The 15,339-nt window shown below is 62.2% G+C and carries 14 protein-coding genes; 5 read left to right on the plus strand and 9 right to left on the minus strand.

Going from position 1 to position 15,339, the window contains the following annotated elements; genetic code table 11:
* Positions 1 to 8 precede the first annotated feature (8 nt).
* Both BJG93_RS25855 and BJG93_RS25860 read left to right on the plus strand, forming a co-directional pair.
* Entirely contained in the window at positions 9 to 629 is a 621-nt protein-coding gene (locus tag BJG93_RS25855; protein ID WP_027194165.1) for a LysE family translocator, read from the plus strand.
* 194 nt (positions 630 to 823) lie between these two features.
* Entirely contained in the window at positions 824 to 1,801 is a 978-nt protein-coding gene (locus BJG93_RS25860) for a 2-dehydropantoate 2-reductase (RefSeq protein ID WP_027194166.1), read from the plus strand.
* A gap of 85 nt (positions 1,802 to 1,886) precedes the next feature.
* Here the strand turns inward: BJG93_RS25860 and BJG93_RS25865 are convergent, their stop codons facing one another.
* The 3 genes from BJG93_RS25865 to oxlT form a co-directional block, all read right to left on the minus strand.
* Positions 1,887 to 3,338 (minus strand): aldehyde dehydrogenase family protein, encoded by a 1,452-nt coding sequence (locus BJG93_RS25865; RefSeq protein ID WP_027194167.1) that lies wholly within the window; start codon positions 3,336 to 3,338, stop codon positions 1,887 to 1,889.
* Positions 3,339 to 3,402: 64 nt separating this feature from the next.
* A complete protein-coding gene (locus BJG93_RS25870) occupies positions 3,403 to 4,356 on the minus strand; it encodes a LysR family transcriptional regulator (protein ID WP_034477101.1) in 954 nt (317 codons plus the stop codon).
* A gap of 30 nt (positions 4,357 to 4,386) precedes the next feature.
* Positions 4,387 to 5,739: an oxalate/formate MFS antiporter gene (gene oxlT / locus BJG93_RS25875; RefSeq protein WP_027194168.1), complete on the minus strand. Its 1,353-nt coding sequence runs from the start codon at positions 5,737 to 5,739 to the stop codon at positions 4,387 to 4,389.
* Positions 5,740 to 6,112: 373 nt separating this feature from the next.
* Between oxlT and BJG93_RS25880 the strand changes: the two genes are divergently transcribed.
* A complete protein-coding gene (locus BJG93_RS25880) occupies positions 6,113 to 7,060 on the plus strand; it encodes a LysR family transcriptional regulator (RefSeq protein ID WP_027194169.1) in 948 nt (315 codons plus the stop codon).
* Between the two features lie 96 nt (positions 7,061 to 7,156).
* A complete protein-coding gene (locus BJG93_RS25885; protein ID WP_027194170.1) occupies positions 7,157 to 7,477 on the plus strand; it encodes an HAD family hydrolase in 321 nt (106 codons plus the stop codon).
* 86 nt (positions 7,478 to 7,563) lie between these two features.
* Here the strand turns inward: BJG93_RS25885 and BJG93_RS25890 are convergent, their stop codons facing one another.
* From BJG93_RS25890 to BJG93_RS25915, 6 genes are all read right to left on the minus strand, one after another.
* Entirely contained in the window at positions 7,564 to 8,334 is a 771-nt protein-coding gene (locus BJG93_RS25890; protein ID WP_027194171.1) for an NAD(P)(+) transhydrogenase (Re/Si-specific) subunit beta, read from the minus strand.
* Positions 8,335 to 8,391: 57 nt separating this feature from the next.
* Positions 8,392 to 9,207, minus strand: coding sequence for a fumarylacetoacetate hydrolase family protein (locus BJG93_RS25895; RefSeq protein ID WP_027194172.1), 816 nt, complete (start codon positions 9,205 to 9,207; stop codon positions 8,392 to 8,394).
* A 9-nt stretch (positions 9,208 to 9,216) separates the two neighbouring features.
* Positions 9,217 to 10,464 carry a formyl-CoA transferase gene (gene frc / locus BJG93_RS25900; protein WP_027194173.1) on the minus strand — a complete coding sequence of 416 codons (1,248 nt, stop codon included), beginning with the start codon at positions 10,462 to 10,464 and terminating at the stop codon, positions 9,217 to 9,219.
* A gap of 24 nt (positions 10,465 to 10,488) precedes the next feature.
* Entirely contained in the window at positions 10,489 to 12,252 is a 1,764-nt protein-coding gene (locus BJG93_RS25905; RefSeq protein WP_027194174.1) for a thiamine pyrophosphate-binding protein, read from the minus strand.
* Positions 12,253 to 12,484: 232 nt separating this feature from the next.
* On the minus strand, positions 12,485 to 13,204 hold the full coding sequence (locus BJG93_RS25910) for a GntR family transcriptional regulator (protein ID WP_027194175.1): 720 nt from the start codon (positions 13,202 to 13,204) through the stop codon (positions 12,485 to 12,487).
* Complete coding sequence (locus BJG93_RS25915; protein ID WP_027194176.1) at positions 13,182 to 13,400, minus strand: hypothetical protein; 219 nt, start codon at positions 13,398 to 13,400, stop codon at positions 13,182 to 13,184. Before BJG93_RS25915 ends, BJG93_RS25910 begins: the two co-directional genes overlap by 23 nt.
* 349 nt (positions 13,401 to 13,749) lie before the next feature.
* On the opposite strand from BJG93_RS25915, the gene shiA reads away from it, so the two are divergent.
* Positions 13,750 to 15,069, plus strand: coding sequence for a shikimate transporter (gene shiA / locus BJG93_RS25920; RefSeq protein ID WP_034477107.1), 1,320 nt, complete (start codon positions 13,750 to 13,752; stop codon positions 15,067 to 15,069).
* Positions 15,070 to 15,339: the final 270 nt, after the last annotated feature.

Here is a 15,339-nt window from a genome sequence, read left to right on the forward strand (position 1 = left end):
AAGCCGTCATGTCCCTTACCGCCTGGCTATTCTTTTTGCCCGCCTGCTTCGCCATCAATATCGCACCCGGGCCCAACAACCTGCTTTCGATCAACGTGGCAGCGCGTCATGGCTTCACCAAGGCATTCGTCGGCGGTACCGGCCGGCTGCTCGCCTTCGCGGTGATGCTCGCGCTCGCCGCGGCCGGTCTCGCGGTCGTGCTGCACGCGTCCGAGTGGATCTTCCTCGCGATCAAAGTCGCGGGTGCCGCCTATCTGATCTGGCTCGCGATCCAGTTGTGGCGCAGCGACGCCCCCGCAATCGATACGTCGCAACCCCAGGACGCCGCGCTCACGCGAATTGCGCGGCACGAGTTCTTCGTGGCAGCGGGCAATCCGAAGGCGATCCTGGTCTTTACGGCGTTCCTGCCGCAATTCGTCGACGTCGCGCAGCCGATACTGCCGCAATTCGCCGTGCTCGGCGCGAGCTTTCTGGTACTCGAATGGGTCGCGATTGCCTTGTATTCGTGGGCCGGCATGTATCTTGGCAAATGGCTCATGCGCGCGAAGATCCGCCGCTGGTTCAATCGCTGCTGCGGCGGCTTTCTCGCGGCGATCGGCATGAGCTTTCTGCTGGTTCGGCGCGGCTAGGGTATCGAGGCTCTCCGGGAGTCGAAGCAGCATTCGTCTCGCGGCCTTTGTCATAACGAATAGCTAATACATCGACGGACAAACTTTAACTATCAGCATTCGTCGCTCCGCCTTATGCTCGAACCGGGACCGGCCGCGAAGCACTGCAATGCGGCATTGGGCAGACGGCTTTTTCATCGTCACGGAGCGACATCATGAAGATCTGCATCTTCGGAGCGGGAGCGATTGGCGGTTTAATGGGCGTGCAATTGGCACGCGCCGGCGCGGACGTTAGTTTCATTGCGCGCGGTCCGCATCTCGCGGCCATGCGTGAACGCGGCGCGCGCCTCATCATGGATGGCGAAACCTTCAGCGCGCCGGTGCGCTGCACGTCCGATCCGCGCGAACTCGGCGTCCAGGACTTCGTGATCGTCACGCTCAAGGCGCATTCGCTGCCTGGCGTGGTCGATGCGATGCAACCGCTGCTCGGCCAACACACGGCCATCGTTACCGGCGTCAACGGCATTCCGTATTGGTACTTCTATCAACACGGTGGACGCTTTGCCGGCACTCGCCTCGCCAGCGTCGACCCCGATGGTTCGCAATGGACGAAGCTCGGACCCGAGCGCGCGATCGGCTGCGTACTCTATCCGGCGGCCGAAATCGTCGAACCGGGGGTGATCAAACATGTGTACGGCAAAAAGTTTCCCATTGGCGAACCGAGTGGCGAGCGTACTTCGCGCATCGAGCAATTGCACGAGATCATGCAGGCGGCCGGATTCGAAGCGCCAATCCGCGACAACATCCGTGACGAAATCTGGCTCAAGCTATGGGGTAATCTGTGCTTCAACCCGATTAGCGCTTTGACGCACGCAACGCTCGATGTACTCACGAGCGACCCTGGCACCCGGGCGGTTTCCCGCACGATGATGCTCGAAGCGAAGCGCATTGCGGATCAATTCGGTGTGCACTTTCGTGTCGACGTGGAAAAGCGTATTGATGGCGCGGGCGCGGTCGGTGCACACAAGACATCGACGCTCGTCGATCTCGAGAACCGTCGGCCGATGGAAATCGATCCTCTGTTGACCGTCGTCCAGGAAATGGGCCGACTCGTGGCGGAACCGACGCCGACCATCGACGTCGTCCTCGCACTGATCAAGCTGCGCGAGAAGATGGCCTTACAGGGCAATTGAGCGGGTATGCGATCTTCTTCTTTTCGTCTTCAGCACGACCCACAGGATCGGATGCGATGCACCCGATCCTTTTTTGCTTCAGACGTTATTGATCGATCGCCACCCACACCGCCTTCGGTTCCGTAAAGTTTTCGATCGCGACGTCGCCATGCTCGCGACCAAAGCCTGAATCGCCAGCACCGCCCCACGGCAAACGCACGTCCGTATAGCCGTAGGTGTTGACCCACACCGTGCCCGCCCTCAGGTCACGCGCCACGCGATGCACGCGGCTCAGGTCCGCGCTCCACACGCCGGCCGCGAGACTATACGATGTGCCATTGGCGATTCGGATCGCGTCCGCTTCGTCATTGAAACGGATCACGCTCGCCACGGGCCCGAAGATTTCTTCCTGCGAAATGCGCATCTCGTGTTCGACATTCGCGAACACGGTCGGCTCGACGAAGAAGCCGCGATCGCCGACGCGCGCGCCGCCGGTCACGAGCGACGCGCCTTCCGAACGCCCTGTCTCGACATAGCCCAATACGGTCTTCATCTGCGCGGCGGAGATCAGCGGCCCCATCGACGTTTCACGCAGCGATGGATCGCCCACCTTGATCGACTTCGCGCGCTTGGTCAAACGCTCGACCACTTCGTCATACACGTCGCGATGCGCGAGTATCCGCGATCCGGCAGAACACACTTGCCCCGTGTTGAAGAACACGCCGGAGGCCGCGGCTCGCACCGCATTGTCGAGATTCGCGTCGGCAAAGATCAGGTTGGCTGACTTGCCGCCGAGCTCCAGCGTCACACGTTTGAAGTTGCCCGCCGCGCCCTGCAGGATGCCTCGCCCGACCGCAGGCGAGCCGGTGAATGTGACCTTGTCGATGCCGGGATGCGAGACCAGCGCGTCGCCCACCACGCTGCCCTTGCCGGTGACGATATTGAGCACGCCCGGCGGCACGCCCGCTTCGAGCGCCAGCTCGCCGATGCGCAGCGCAGTGAGCGGCGTGATCTCGGCTGGCTTGACGATGAGCGTGCAGCCGCATGCGAGCGCGGGCGCGATCTTCCACATGCCGATCATCAGCGGAAAATTCCAGGGCACGATTGCGGCGACCACGCCGACGGGTTCGCGCAGCGTATAGGTCAATGCATCGGGACGTGTAGGCACCACCTGACCGTTGATCTTGTCGCACCATCCTGCGTAGTATTCGACCGTATCGATCGCGGCGGGCACGTCCTGACGCATTACCGCGGCAATCGGCTTGCCGCCGTCGAGACTTTCGAGCGCGGCGAGTTCTTCCAAGTTGTCGCGCATCAGGCCCGCGAGCCGCTGGAGGATGCGGCCGCGTTCGGCGGCCCGAATCGAATTCCATACCTTCAATGCGCCGCGCGCGGCGCGCACCGCGGCATCGACGTCGGCGGCGCTGCCTTGCGCGACCCGTGCAATCGGCTCCTCGGTCGCGGGATTGATATCGACGGAATATTCCCCGGTGCCTGGCGGCACCCGCTTGCCGTCGATCAGCAGGTCATGTTGCCTGAGGTCGGTCTGGATTTCCATTATGAAGCTCCTTGAGTAGGACGTTAGGTGGCTGACGCTCGGCGCATCGATCGAATGCCGCGCGTTACGCAAGCGTTTCGGCCGGCGCTCCATCTACGCTTCCGGCAACGGGCCTGGCTGCGCGCAGATCAGTCGTCGACGCGACGAACTGCGCCCACGCAGCCGCCGCATTGGGACGAAGCGAGCGATTCCGGCGGTGCACGAGGACGGTCGTCAACGTCGTTTCGGGCACCAGTGGACGACTCACCAGTGAAGCGCCCGGCGAAGGCCAATGCGGATCGACAGGCAATACGCCGACACCAAGACCCAATTCGACCATGCGCGCTACCGCCGCGACATGTCCGAGTTCCTGCAATGGCCGGCGTGTCAATTCGTTCGCGGCGAGTACCGGTCCGAGCGCGGCGCGCACGCCCGTATCCGCATTCAGCGTGATCAGCGGACATTCGCGCAACCCGCGCCAGCCGATGCTGTCGTGCCGCGCCAGCGGATGCGTGGCGGGAAGCACCGCGTGCAGTGGCGTAGTGAAAAGTACTTGAGCATGTAATAGAGGACTATCCATGGATTCGGTCACGCAGACCGCGCCGAAATCCACTTCGCCCTGCTCGACGCTAGCCAGCACGCTGCTTTGAGGCTGATCCCTGACCGACACGATCAGCTCGGGAAAGATCGACGCACACTGCGCCAAAGCCCGCGGCACCCAGCTCGATGACAACACCGGACTACTCGCGAATACGACGACGCCCGTGTGTCCGTCATAAGCAGCGCGCTCCTCCACCAGCGTCAATTCGATTTCATCGAGCAACCGGCCAATTCTTCTCTCGAGGCTCGCGCCCGCATTCGTCAGCTCGACCTGGCGTGTCGTGCGATCGAACAGTTTCAGTTCAACCGCATCCTCCAGTTCGCGCACGCAACGGCTCACGGCCGACTGCGTCAGATCGAACTCGCGCGCCGCGCGCGTGAAACTCCGCTCGCGCGCGACTGCGACGAATACCTTGAGCTGCTGCAGCGAAACATTCATGAGGTCGGTTCCGGGTGCGCGACGCTCACCTTATTCGCCGGTCTGCTCGGGCCAGTGACTCATTCGCGACGCGTTGCCATTGCCGTGTCCCGCGACGGCCAGCGCGCCCTGAGGAGGTTGATTGTGCGATTCGATCCAACGCCTGCGCATCGGCTCGAGTATGAACTTCGCGCAAACGCCGGCTGTGATCGTGATGACGGCCGAGACGATGAAGACGAGGTTCCAGCCGCCCGTCGCCGCGAGTACCGACGCGATCGGCACCAGCAACGATGCCGTGCCCTTCGCCGTGTACAACGTGCCCGCATTGGCGGCCGCGTACTTGCTGCCGAACGTATCGGCACAAGTCGCCGGGAAGATCGAGAAGATCTCGCCCCAGAACAGGAAGATCAGCGCGGCAAAGACCATGAACGCATACGGATTGGTGCCGAACTGCATCATGCCGAGCAACGCGAGCCCCTCGCCGATGAAGATCACGAACATCGTGTTTTCACGGCCGATCTTGTCGGAAATGAAGCCGGACAACGGACGCGTCAAGCCGTTGAAGATATTGTCGATCGACAGCGTGAGAGTCAGCAGCGGCAACGTCGCGCCGAAGACCGACATCGGAATGCGCGCTATGCCCCAGTCTTTCGCGATCGGTCCGATCTGCGCGGTCGCCATCAAACCGCCCGCCGCGACCGCGACGAACGACGCATAGATCACCCAGAACACCGGCGTTTTGATCATCTGGCGCGAGGTGAAATCGACTTTCGAGACCGCGAAGCGGCTCTTGCGTGCCCCTTGCTGACGCAGGATCGGCCGGGTCAGGAGCATTGCGAGCAGCAGAATGCTGACGCCTTGCACGATGCCGAAGAACAGGAACGTGTCTTCATAGCCGCGGCGCGTAATCATGTTCGCAATCGGAATCACCGTCAGCGCCGCGCCTGCGCCAAAGCCCGCCGCCGTCAAACCCGCCGCGAGACCGCGCCGGTCGGGAAACCATTTGAGCGCATTGCCGACGCATGTTCCGTACACACCGCCCGCGCCTATCCCGCCAATCACCGCGGCGAAATACAACATGCCAAGTGTCGTCGCATGCGAATTGAGAATCCACGACAAACCCGCGCATACGGCGCCGGCTGCCACCACCGGGCGGGGCCCGAATCGATCGACGAGCCAACCCTCGAACGGCACGAGCCACGTCTCCGTCAGAATGAAGATCGAAAACGCGAGCTGGATCGACGCCTCGCTCCAGTGATGCCGCGCATGCATGGGAGCCACGAATAACGTCCACGCATATTGCAGATTCGCCACCAGCGCCATGCACACCATGCCGATGACGAGTTGCCACCATCGGTTACGCCAGGAATTGCGGGTCGTCGATTGCTGGGTGATATCGTCCATGAGCCTTGTCTCCACTATATATTTAGTGCAGCCGGCTACGCGCCGCGCTGGATGCGTCCCGCCTTATCGTTATGACCCGAAAGCTCGCTATTCGGGGAAGATATGACTTGATGCTTTTGGTGCTTTTCCGCGAGCGCCCGAATTCCTCTTCGATCAAGTTTTTGCTTTTTTCGGACCAGAACGACGTTTCACGCGGTAAGCATTGCAGCTTATTCCCAGCTTTTGAATCCGCCAACCCCATATCTATGCGTTAACCCTCGCATTACAGTAGCGGCAATTCGGCTTCTTATACGTTTCATGCTAGGGTCATTGCTGAATTACGCATAATTAAAGTTTGTTATTATGTCGATTCACAGTTCCTTATACATTGACCATGACGATGCGCAACGCAACGCTGCGGCAGCTGAAGGTCTTTGAAACGGTGGCACGCCACCTGAGTTTTTCGCGCGCTGCCGAGGAATTGCATCTGACTCAGCCGGCCGTCTCCACCCAGGTTCGGCAACTCGAGGAACATGCGGGGCTGCCTCTGTTCGAGCAACTCGGCAAAAAGATCTATCTGACGCCGGCCGGCACCGAAATGCTCCATTACAGCCGCGCGATCATGCAGCAGTTCCATGAAGTCGACGAAGCGATGAGTCAGTTGAAGGGCGTCTCCGGCGGAAAGCTGAATGTCGCTGTCATCAGCGCCGGCGACTATTTTTTCCCGCGGCTTCTCGCCGAATTCACGCGTCGCTATTCCGGTGTGGATCTGAATCTCGCGGTGCACAACCGCGAAGAATTGCTGCATCAACTGGCGACCAATCAGACCGACCTGGCTGTGATGGTGCGTCCTCCGCACGAGACCGACGCGACCAATGAACCGTTCGCGCCGCATCCCTACGTGATCGTCGCGGCGCCCACCCACCCGCTTGCTCACAAGCGCAATATCCGCTTCAGTCAACTCGCGAACGAAGCGTTCATCGTGCGCGAACGCGGCTCCGATACCTGGAATTCGATGGAAGAAGGTTTCGCCGGCCGCCTGTCCAATCTGAAGATTGCCATGGAGATCAAGAGCACCGAGACGATCAAGCAGGCGGTCATTGCCGGAATGGGCATCGCGTTTCTGTCCGCCCATACGATCAGCCTCGAGTTGCAACTGGGGCATCTGGTCGTGCTCGACGTCGAGAGCTTCCCGGTCATGCTCAATTGGTACGTCGTGCATAGGAAGAATAAACGTCTGCCGCCGGTTGCCGTCGCCTTCAAACGCTTCCTGATGGAAGAAGGCGCCGCTCTGATCGAAAAGATCACGCGCGTGAAGGAATTGACCGTGCATAAGCCGTAAGCTATGGAAAGCCAATAAAACTTTAACTATTGCAAATCGATCGCGACTTCTATGCTGCAAGCGAGTTCTTTCACTTGCGAGCCGAGGAGGCCGATCATGAACCACGCTCCGGTTGAATCCCGCATCACCACACGCAACGCTCGCACAGCCGCGGCGGACCACGAAGACCATCCCGACGATGCGCATCTGAGCGCCTACAATGCTGCCTTCAGTGACCTTGGGCTGAGGTTTCGGTGGGATCGCGCCACATTCGACATGCTCAAAGAGTTCAACGGCGAGTTGGCGCGAATCACCGCTTATATCGAGCGCTATCACAGTCACCTGCATCGCGCGTACGATGCCGACTTTCTCGCGCAACTGATTCTGCACAGGAAGACGCAGTACTATAGCGAATTCGCGCCGGCAGTCGGTGAATAAAAGCACTGCCGAAGACTCGGGCGGCGGGATCATCGTCCCGCCGTCTTCGCTACTGGCAATTCGCTCCGTCAGCGTCGCATGCATCATCATTGATCAGCGCGCGTAGTGAAATGAGCAGGCCGCTTGTGCGTACATTTGCGGGCACAGTCGCGCTGCCGGCCATTGCCGCGTCTACCGTCCCGCCCTCCTCTTCGATCTGCGTAGGTGCTCACACCCATCGTCGACGGCACGACCTCGCGAAGCGCCCACCTCTGCTCGTCGCCGCCATGCCACTCGATGTTCGCGAGCAGGCCCGGCTTGCCGATCGTCACGCCATCGCTGCGCGCGGCGAAGGAATGCGTGCGCAGTGCGCACCCGTCGCGTCCCGCCCTGTGAGGGGGATCGACCGAGTACTCCCGGCTCAGCATCAGATGCGCGCCCATTGCCATCGCCAGCGCGCCCGCTGCGAGCAAGGCCGCGAGTCCATCCGGCTGCGCGTGTTCGGTGATGAAGCCGTAGCCGAGCCATCCGCACAACAGCAGCGAAAACAGATTGACGACGTGATGTCCCGGCCGTGCGACTGCATCGAGTTGCAACACGCCGTGCAACCTGCAGAGCGTAATCGCGGAGGTTGCGAAGATCAGCGCGCCAATCGATACGGCGGCAAATAGTTCGATGCGCTCGGTGTTCTCACACGCCGCTGCCGACAGATAGCGCGTGAAACCTGTCGACATGACCGCCAAACCCATGCCGCCGCCCAGCAATGCAACCATCCGGGGCCTGCTGCGCGTCAGCACCGCGACCAACGCAATGCTGACGGCCACGGCGAGCAGCAACGACAGATCCATCCACACGGCACTCCCACAGGCTTGCGGCATGCGTGATCCTCCGTGATGCGAACGGCACCAGCGCACGGCTGCGCGGCCCGTTCTTCGTCAAACGACCTTCGCGGTATCGCCCAATCGCTGTGGCTCGTCACGCTTCGCCGCGCTCAAGGTATTGGTCAGCGTGCCGATCCCATCGATGGTGATCGACACCGTTGCACCGTCCCTGATGGACCCCACGCCCACCGAGGTGCCACACGCGATCACGTCGCCGGGTTCGAGCGTCAGATCCTGCGAGATCAGACTCACCTGCTCGGCCGGCGAAAAGACCATATCGGCAAGCGGATAGTTCTGACGCTCGACGCCATCGAGCGTCGTCAACAAGCGCGCCGCCCGCCAGTCGAAACCGGAGACGATGGCCGGACCCACACAGCAGAACGTATCGAAACCCTTCGCGCGACACCACTGCGGAAAATGCGGATTCTCGTTGAGCAAATCAGCGGCGGTGACGTCGTTGACGAGCGTGTAGCCGAAGATCGCCGCCTCCGCTTGCTGCATATCCACATCGCGACAACGCTTGCCGATCACGATGCCGAGCTCGCCTTCGTAGACGATTTTTCCCGCGTAGTGACGCGGCCGGCGGATCGGCTCGCCCGCGCCGATCACCGACGCCGCCGGTTTCAGCAGAAACAGCGGATGCGTCGGCACGGGTTTGTCGAGCTTCGCCGCGAGCGCGTGATAGTTGTTCCACAGCGCGACGATCTTGCCGGGCGCGCACGGCGCCAGTGGCGTCAATGCACGCAGTGACAGTACCGCGCCGGTCGCCACCGGCTGCGCGAGACTTTCGTACTCGTGCAGATAGGCGCCTTCGACACGACCGAACACGATGCCGCCATCGCCCGACATGAACCGCATCCACGTCTGCATGCCTCGCTCCTAGATCGCGCCAGCCGTGCGCAGCGCCGTGATCTGCTCGGTCGAATAACCGAGCTCCGCCATGACTTCATCGGTATGTTCGCCAAGCAGCGGCGAGCGCTTGACGTCGGTCGGGCTGTCGGACAGCTTGATAGGATTGCCCACGCTCAGATACTTGCCGCGCTTCGGATGATCGACTTCGACGATCGTGCCGGTCTTGCGCAGCGACGGCTCCTCGGCAATTTCCTTCATCGACAGGATCGGGCCGCAGGGAATGTCGTGTTTGTTCAGGATCTGCATCGCCTCGAACTTGGTCTTCGTCATCGTCCAGCGTTCGATCTCGGCGAAGATTTCCTTCAATCGCGGCAGACGCGCAGGGGCCGTCGCATAGGCGGGGTCCGTGGCCCACTCCTCCTTGCCGATCACGTTACAGATCTTCGCCCACACGGGCGCCTGCGTGATGAAGTAGATGTAGGCGTTAGGGTCGGTCTCCCACCCCTTGCACTTCAGAATCCAGCCAGGCTGCCCACCGCCCGACGCATTGCCCGCGCGCGGCACCGCCTCGCCGAACGTGCCGTTCGGGTATTGCGGATACTCTTTCATCACGCCGGTGCGGTCGAGCCGCTGCTGATCGCGTAGTTTGACGCGGCACAGATTGAGCACGCCGTCCTGCATGGCCGCGAGCACGCGCTGGCCGCGTCCGGTGTGCGTGCGTTGATAAAGCGCGGTGACGATACCCAGCGCGAGATGCAGACCCGTGCCGCTATCGCCGATCTGCGCGCCGGTCACGACCGGCGGCCCGTCGTCGAAGCCGGTGGTCGACGCCGCGCCGCCCGCGCATTGCGCGACGTTTTCATACACTTTGCAGTCCTCGTAAGGACCGGGGCCGAAACCCTTCACCGACGCGACGATCATGCGCGGGTTCAATTCCTGAATCCGCTCCCAGCTGAAGCCCATCCTGTCGAGCGCGCCCGGTGCGAAGTTTTCGACCAGTACATCGCATTTCCGGATCAACGCTTCGAGCACCTGCTTGCCTTCCGGGTGCTTGGTATCGATCGTGATCGAGCGCTTGTTGTGATTGAGCATCGTGAAGTACAGGCTATCCACGTCGGGGATATCGCGCAGCTGCTCGCGCGTGATGTCGCCCGCGCCTGCCCGTTCCACCTTGATCACGTCCGCGCCGAACCATGCGAGCAATTGCGTGCAGGTCGGCCCCGATTGCACATGCGTGAAATCGAGGATGCGCACACCGTCGAGTGCCTTGGCCATGTCGTATCTCCTGAACGATGAGGGTTATTTGTACATGGTCTGGTTCTTCGTGCCCGGTGCGTATTCGCGCGGGTCGACCCAGATGTTGACTACCGCCGAGCGGCCGGTGCGATGAATCGCTTCGCGCGCACGCTGTAGCGCGCTCGCGATCTGCGCGGGATCGCGCACTTCCTCGCCATAGCCGCCGAGCATTTCGGCGAATTTGCTGAACGGCACGTCGCCGAGCAGATTGCCGACGTTGCCGCGTTCTTCGCCGTACTTGGCAAGCTGGCCGTAGCGGATCTGATTCATCGCCGAGTTGTTGCCGATGACCGCGAGATACGGTGCGCCGAAGCGGTTCGCGGTTTCCATGTCGAACGCTGTCATACCGAACGAGCCGTCGCCGTAATAGCAGAGCACTTCCTTGTGCGGATGCGCGAGCTTCGCGGCGAGCGCGAAGCCGGTACCGACGCCGAGCGAGCCGAGCGCGCCCGGGTCCATCCACTGCCCCGGGCGGCGCGGCCGCACCGCTTGCGCGGAGATCGTTACGACGTCGCCGCCGTCGCCGATATAGACGGTGTCGTCGGACAGGAACTCGTTGAGTTCGTACGCGACGCGATACGGATGAATCGGCGTGCTGTTCGAGCGGAATAGCGGCATCAGTTTTTCGGTCGCGCTCGCCTCGGCGTCGCGCAACTGCGCCATCCATTTGCGGCGCGCCTGGCGCTTGTCGTCCTTGAGTCGACCGCTCGCGGCTTGCAGCACCGCGGCGAGAATCGCGCCCGGATCGCCGACGAGGCCCAGATCGATATCGCGATTCTTGCCGACCGTCCGATAGTCCATATCGATCTGGACGAGCGTCAATTCCTTGCTGATACGTCGACCGTAGCCCATGCGGAAATCGAACGGCGTGCCGACCACGATCAGCACGTCGGCATTCGCAAACGCCTGCGAACGCGTGCGATCGAAGTGATGCGGATCGCCGGGCGGCAGCAGCCCGCGGCTCGCGCCGTTGAAATAGCCGGGAATCTCGACGCCGCGCAGCAGCGCGATCGCTTCCTCGTGACCGCGCGCGGTCCACACCTGCTGACCGTACAGGATCGCAGGCCGTTCGGCATCGACCAGCAGGTCCGCGAGTTTCTCGATGTCGCGCGGATCGCCGATCGATTTCGTCGACGCGCGATAGCGGCCCGGCTGCGGCACGATCGCGCGCGCCGCGTCGACTTCGCGGTCGAGCACGTCGCGCGGAATTTCCAGGTAGGCGGGACCGGGTGCGCCGTTGAAGCACTCGCGCGCAGCCATCGAGATCATGTCCGCGACGCGCTCGGTGCTCGACACGCTCGCGGCGAACTTCGTGATCGGCGCCATGATGTCGACGTGCGGCAGGTCCTGCAGCGAGCCCATTTTGTGTTGCGTGAGCGCGCCCTGCCCGCCGATGTGCAGGATCGGGCTTTCCGAGCGGAACGCGGTGGCGATGCCGGTCACCGCGTTCGTGCACCCGGGACCGGCGGTCGTCACCACGCAGCCGAGCTTGCCGGTCTGGCGCGCGTAGCCGTCGGCCGCATGCGCGGCGACCTGCTCGTGACGCACGTCGATGATGCGGATGCCTTCGTCGACGCAACCGTCGTAGATATCGATGATGTGGCCGCCGCACAGCGTGAAGATCGTGTCGACGCCCTCGTGTTTCAGCGCCTTCGCGACCAGGTGGCCACCCGACACGACGCCCGCGTCGCGGGCCTTTTGCTTCAGCGTGTCGTCGGCAGTGGTGGTGGCCGTGGCCGGACTCAGGGTTGAAACAACTGCGGACATGGTCGTCTCCTCGTCAGTCAGGTACGCAATGGTAGTGTTGATATATCACATACCATATTTTTGACGCCGTCAAGCGCGGTTTATCCCGCAGTGCGGCGAGCGCGCCCTTGTCCTTCATGCGCCGCCGCAGCAGCCAGCGAGACGCGCGAGGCGCGCGCACGTAAAAAAGCCCGCAGTGAATGAACACCACGGGCTTGTTGAATCCGCAGGTAATCAGGCGTCTACGCCGCCATCAATCGAGGAAATCGCAATTGGCTTCGACGAACGCGGCGAGGTCGAGCGAATGCTGGCGCGTGAGCCGCTCGGCGAGTTCGGTATCGCGCTTCTCGAGCGCCTCGATGATGCGCAGATGATCGACGATCGAGCGCGCGGCCCGGTCGCTCTGCGAGATGGTCATGCGCCGGATCGCGCGCACGTGGATGAAGATGTTCTTGATCGTGTCGAGGATGATCTGCGACTTCGACAGCTCGACGATGGCCTGATGGAACGCGATGTTCGCGTCCGAATACTCGGCGATATGCTCGGCCGGCGTCGTATCGCGGAAATTGTCGAACATATGGCGCAAGCGGCCGATTTCCTCGTCGGTCGCGTGCAGCGTGGCGAGGCGCGCGGCCATGCTTTCGAGCGCAGCCCACATCTGGATCATCTCGACGATTTCGCGCTTGCTCTTGCGCACGATGTAGATGCCGCGCCGCGGCACCATGCGCAGGAAACCCTCCTGTTCGAGCAGTGTCATCGCCTCGCGCACCGGCGTGCGGCTCACGCCGAGCGATTCGCTGAGCACGCGCTCGTCGAGACGGATTTCTTCGCGATTCTGGTATATGTCCGCGTCGGCGATGGCCTGGCGCAGCATCGCATACGCCTGGTCGCGCAAGCTCGCACTCGCGCCGATTGGCTGCAGCGACAGGGTCAACGGGGTGGCCACTGTTTCAGTTGGAAATTCTGACGACATTCATCGCCTCTGCTTGAACACGCGCGCGATTCGGCGCCGCTGTTTTGCCGCGCTGCTCGCTCAGCCCCACGAAGCGGCCATGTTGCGATGCAAGCGCCGCAACCGATTCGGGGATCCAGTCGGTCAGCACAACGGTGGCGGCACAGCCCAACCCAACGACAGCAACGGCGAACAGCGCGAGGTGCACGAATTCCACGTGTAACTCCAGACGATTGAAAAATAGATCCTCAATCATATGCTGCGGCGCCGCATTTTTCAATATTCGGTATGTAGTATATCAATGCGCGTTGTTCGGAGACTACATGCAACGTTAGCACGCCGCGCAGACTCCGGTGGATCCGCCGGCACAACTCATCGCGAAGCTCCAAAGCGGTCGGTGTTAACGCGCAAAACGCGCGCTATGCGCGCAGCCGCGTGCGATAACCGCGCACTTTACGATCGCGCGGATTGTGGAATTCGCATCGGGTCATTAACCTTCCCGGACGTTCAAACCCATTGGCAACGCGGCGCGAACCGTTCGAATACCGCAAATCCGAGGAGACCTAATGAGCACGACCCATCCGCAGGCCGCCGTGGCCACTCACCGCAACTCGCGCAGTCAGGCTCGCAAGGCCGCACTCGGCAGCTTCATCGGCGCCGTGGTCGACTGGTACGACTTCCTGCTATATGGCATCGTCGCCGCGCTCGTGTTCAACGCCGAATTCTTCCCCAAGGTTAGCCCGGCGATGGGCACGCTCGCCGCGTTCGCGACCTTCGGCGTCGGCTTCCTGTTTCGCCCGCTCGGCGGCTTCGTGTTCGGTCACTACGGCGACCGGCTCGGACGCAAGCGCATGCTCGTGCTCACTGTGATGATGATGGGTCTGTCGACGGCCGCGATCGGTCTGCTGCCGGCGTTTTCGACGATCGGCTGGGTAGCGCCGGTGCTGCTCGTCACGTTGCGCGCGATCCAGGGCTTCGCGGTCGGCGGCGAATGGGGCGGCGCGGCGTTGATGGCCGTCGAAAGCGCGCCCGAGAAAAAGAAGGCCTTTTACAGCAGCGGCGTGCAGGTCGGCTACGGCGTCGGGCTCGTGCTGTCGACGGGACTCGTCGCGCTGATCAGCCGCTCGATGGACAACGCCGCATTCCTCAGCTGGGGCTGGCGTCTACCGTTCCTGTTCAGCGTCGTGCTGGTGCTGATCGCGCTGTGGATCCGCTCGAGCATGGAGGAGTCGCAAGAGTTCGTCGAGAAAGTCGGCCAGCATGGCGAGCGCCGCGTGCGCCTGCCGATCGTCGAAGCGCTGCTGCGCCATCCGAAGGCGTTTCTGCTGATCATTGCGCTGCGGCTCGCCGAGCTGTTCACGATGTACATCGTGACCGCGTTTGCGCTGAGCTACTCGACCGCGAACCTGCACATGCCGCGCGAGTTCTTCCTGACGATCGGCTTCGTCGTCGGCGCACTCAGCTGCGTGACGATTCCGTGCTTCGCGTGGCTCGCGGACCGCTTCGGTCGCCGTCGCATCTATATGATCGGCGCGCTGGTCGGCGTGTTCAGCGCGGTACCTTTCTTCGTCGCGCTCGAAGCGCGTTCGACCGTATGGATCGTCGTATTCGCGGTGATGCTCGCCAACATCGCGCACGACATGGTCGTCAGCGTTCAGCAGCCGATGTTCACCGAGCTGTTCGGCACCGAGTACCGCTATAGCGGCGCGGGCGTCGGCTATCAGGTGGCGAGCGTGGTCGGCGGCGGCTTCACGCCCTTCATCGCGGTCGCGCTGGTCAGCTTCGCGGGCGGCTCGTGGCATCCGGTAGCCGCGTATCTGGCCATCGGCTGTCTGATTTCGGTGCTCGTCGCAGCACGCATGAAGACCGGACGCAACATCGACTGACACCGGCGGAATTCGCCGTCGACGAGCGACGGGCCGGCGCGGCGAACAGGCCGCGCCGGCCCGCTCGCTTTGCATCGCGACTTGCGCTTCACGTTCGGCCCCGTACTTCCCCAGGATCGCACCTTATGACTGCGCAGTTCATATTGCGAAGCCGTCGTCCACGTCCTATTGTCGAGCCAGGCGCGACTTCGGGTGTGTGAGCACGCGTCATATGAAATATAAATACATATAGCGATGACGAGACGGCTTCGGCGCGTTACACTGCGCCGC

This window comes from Paraburkholderia sprentiae WSM5005 (genome assembly GCF_001865575.2).
Classification (GTDB): domain Bacteria; phylum Pseudomonadota; class Gammaproteobacteria; order Burkholderiales; family Burkholderiaceae; genus Paraburkholderia; species Paraburkholderia sprentiae.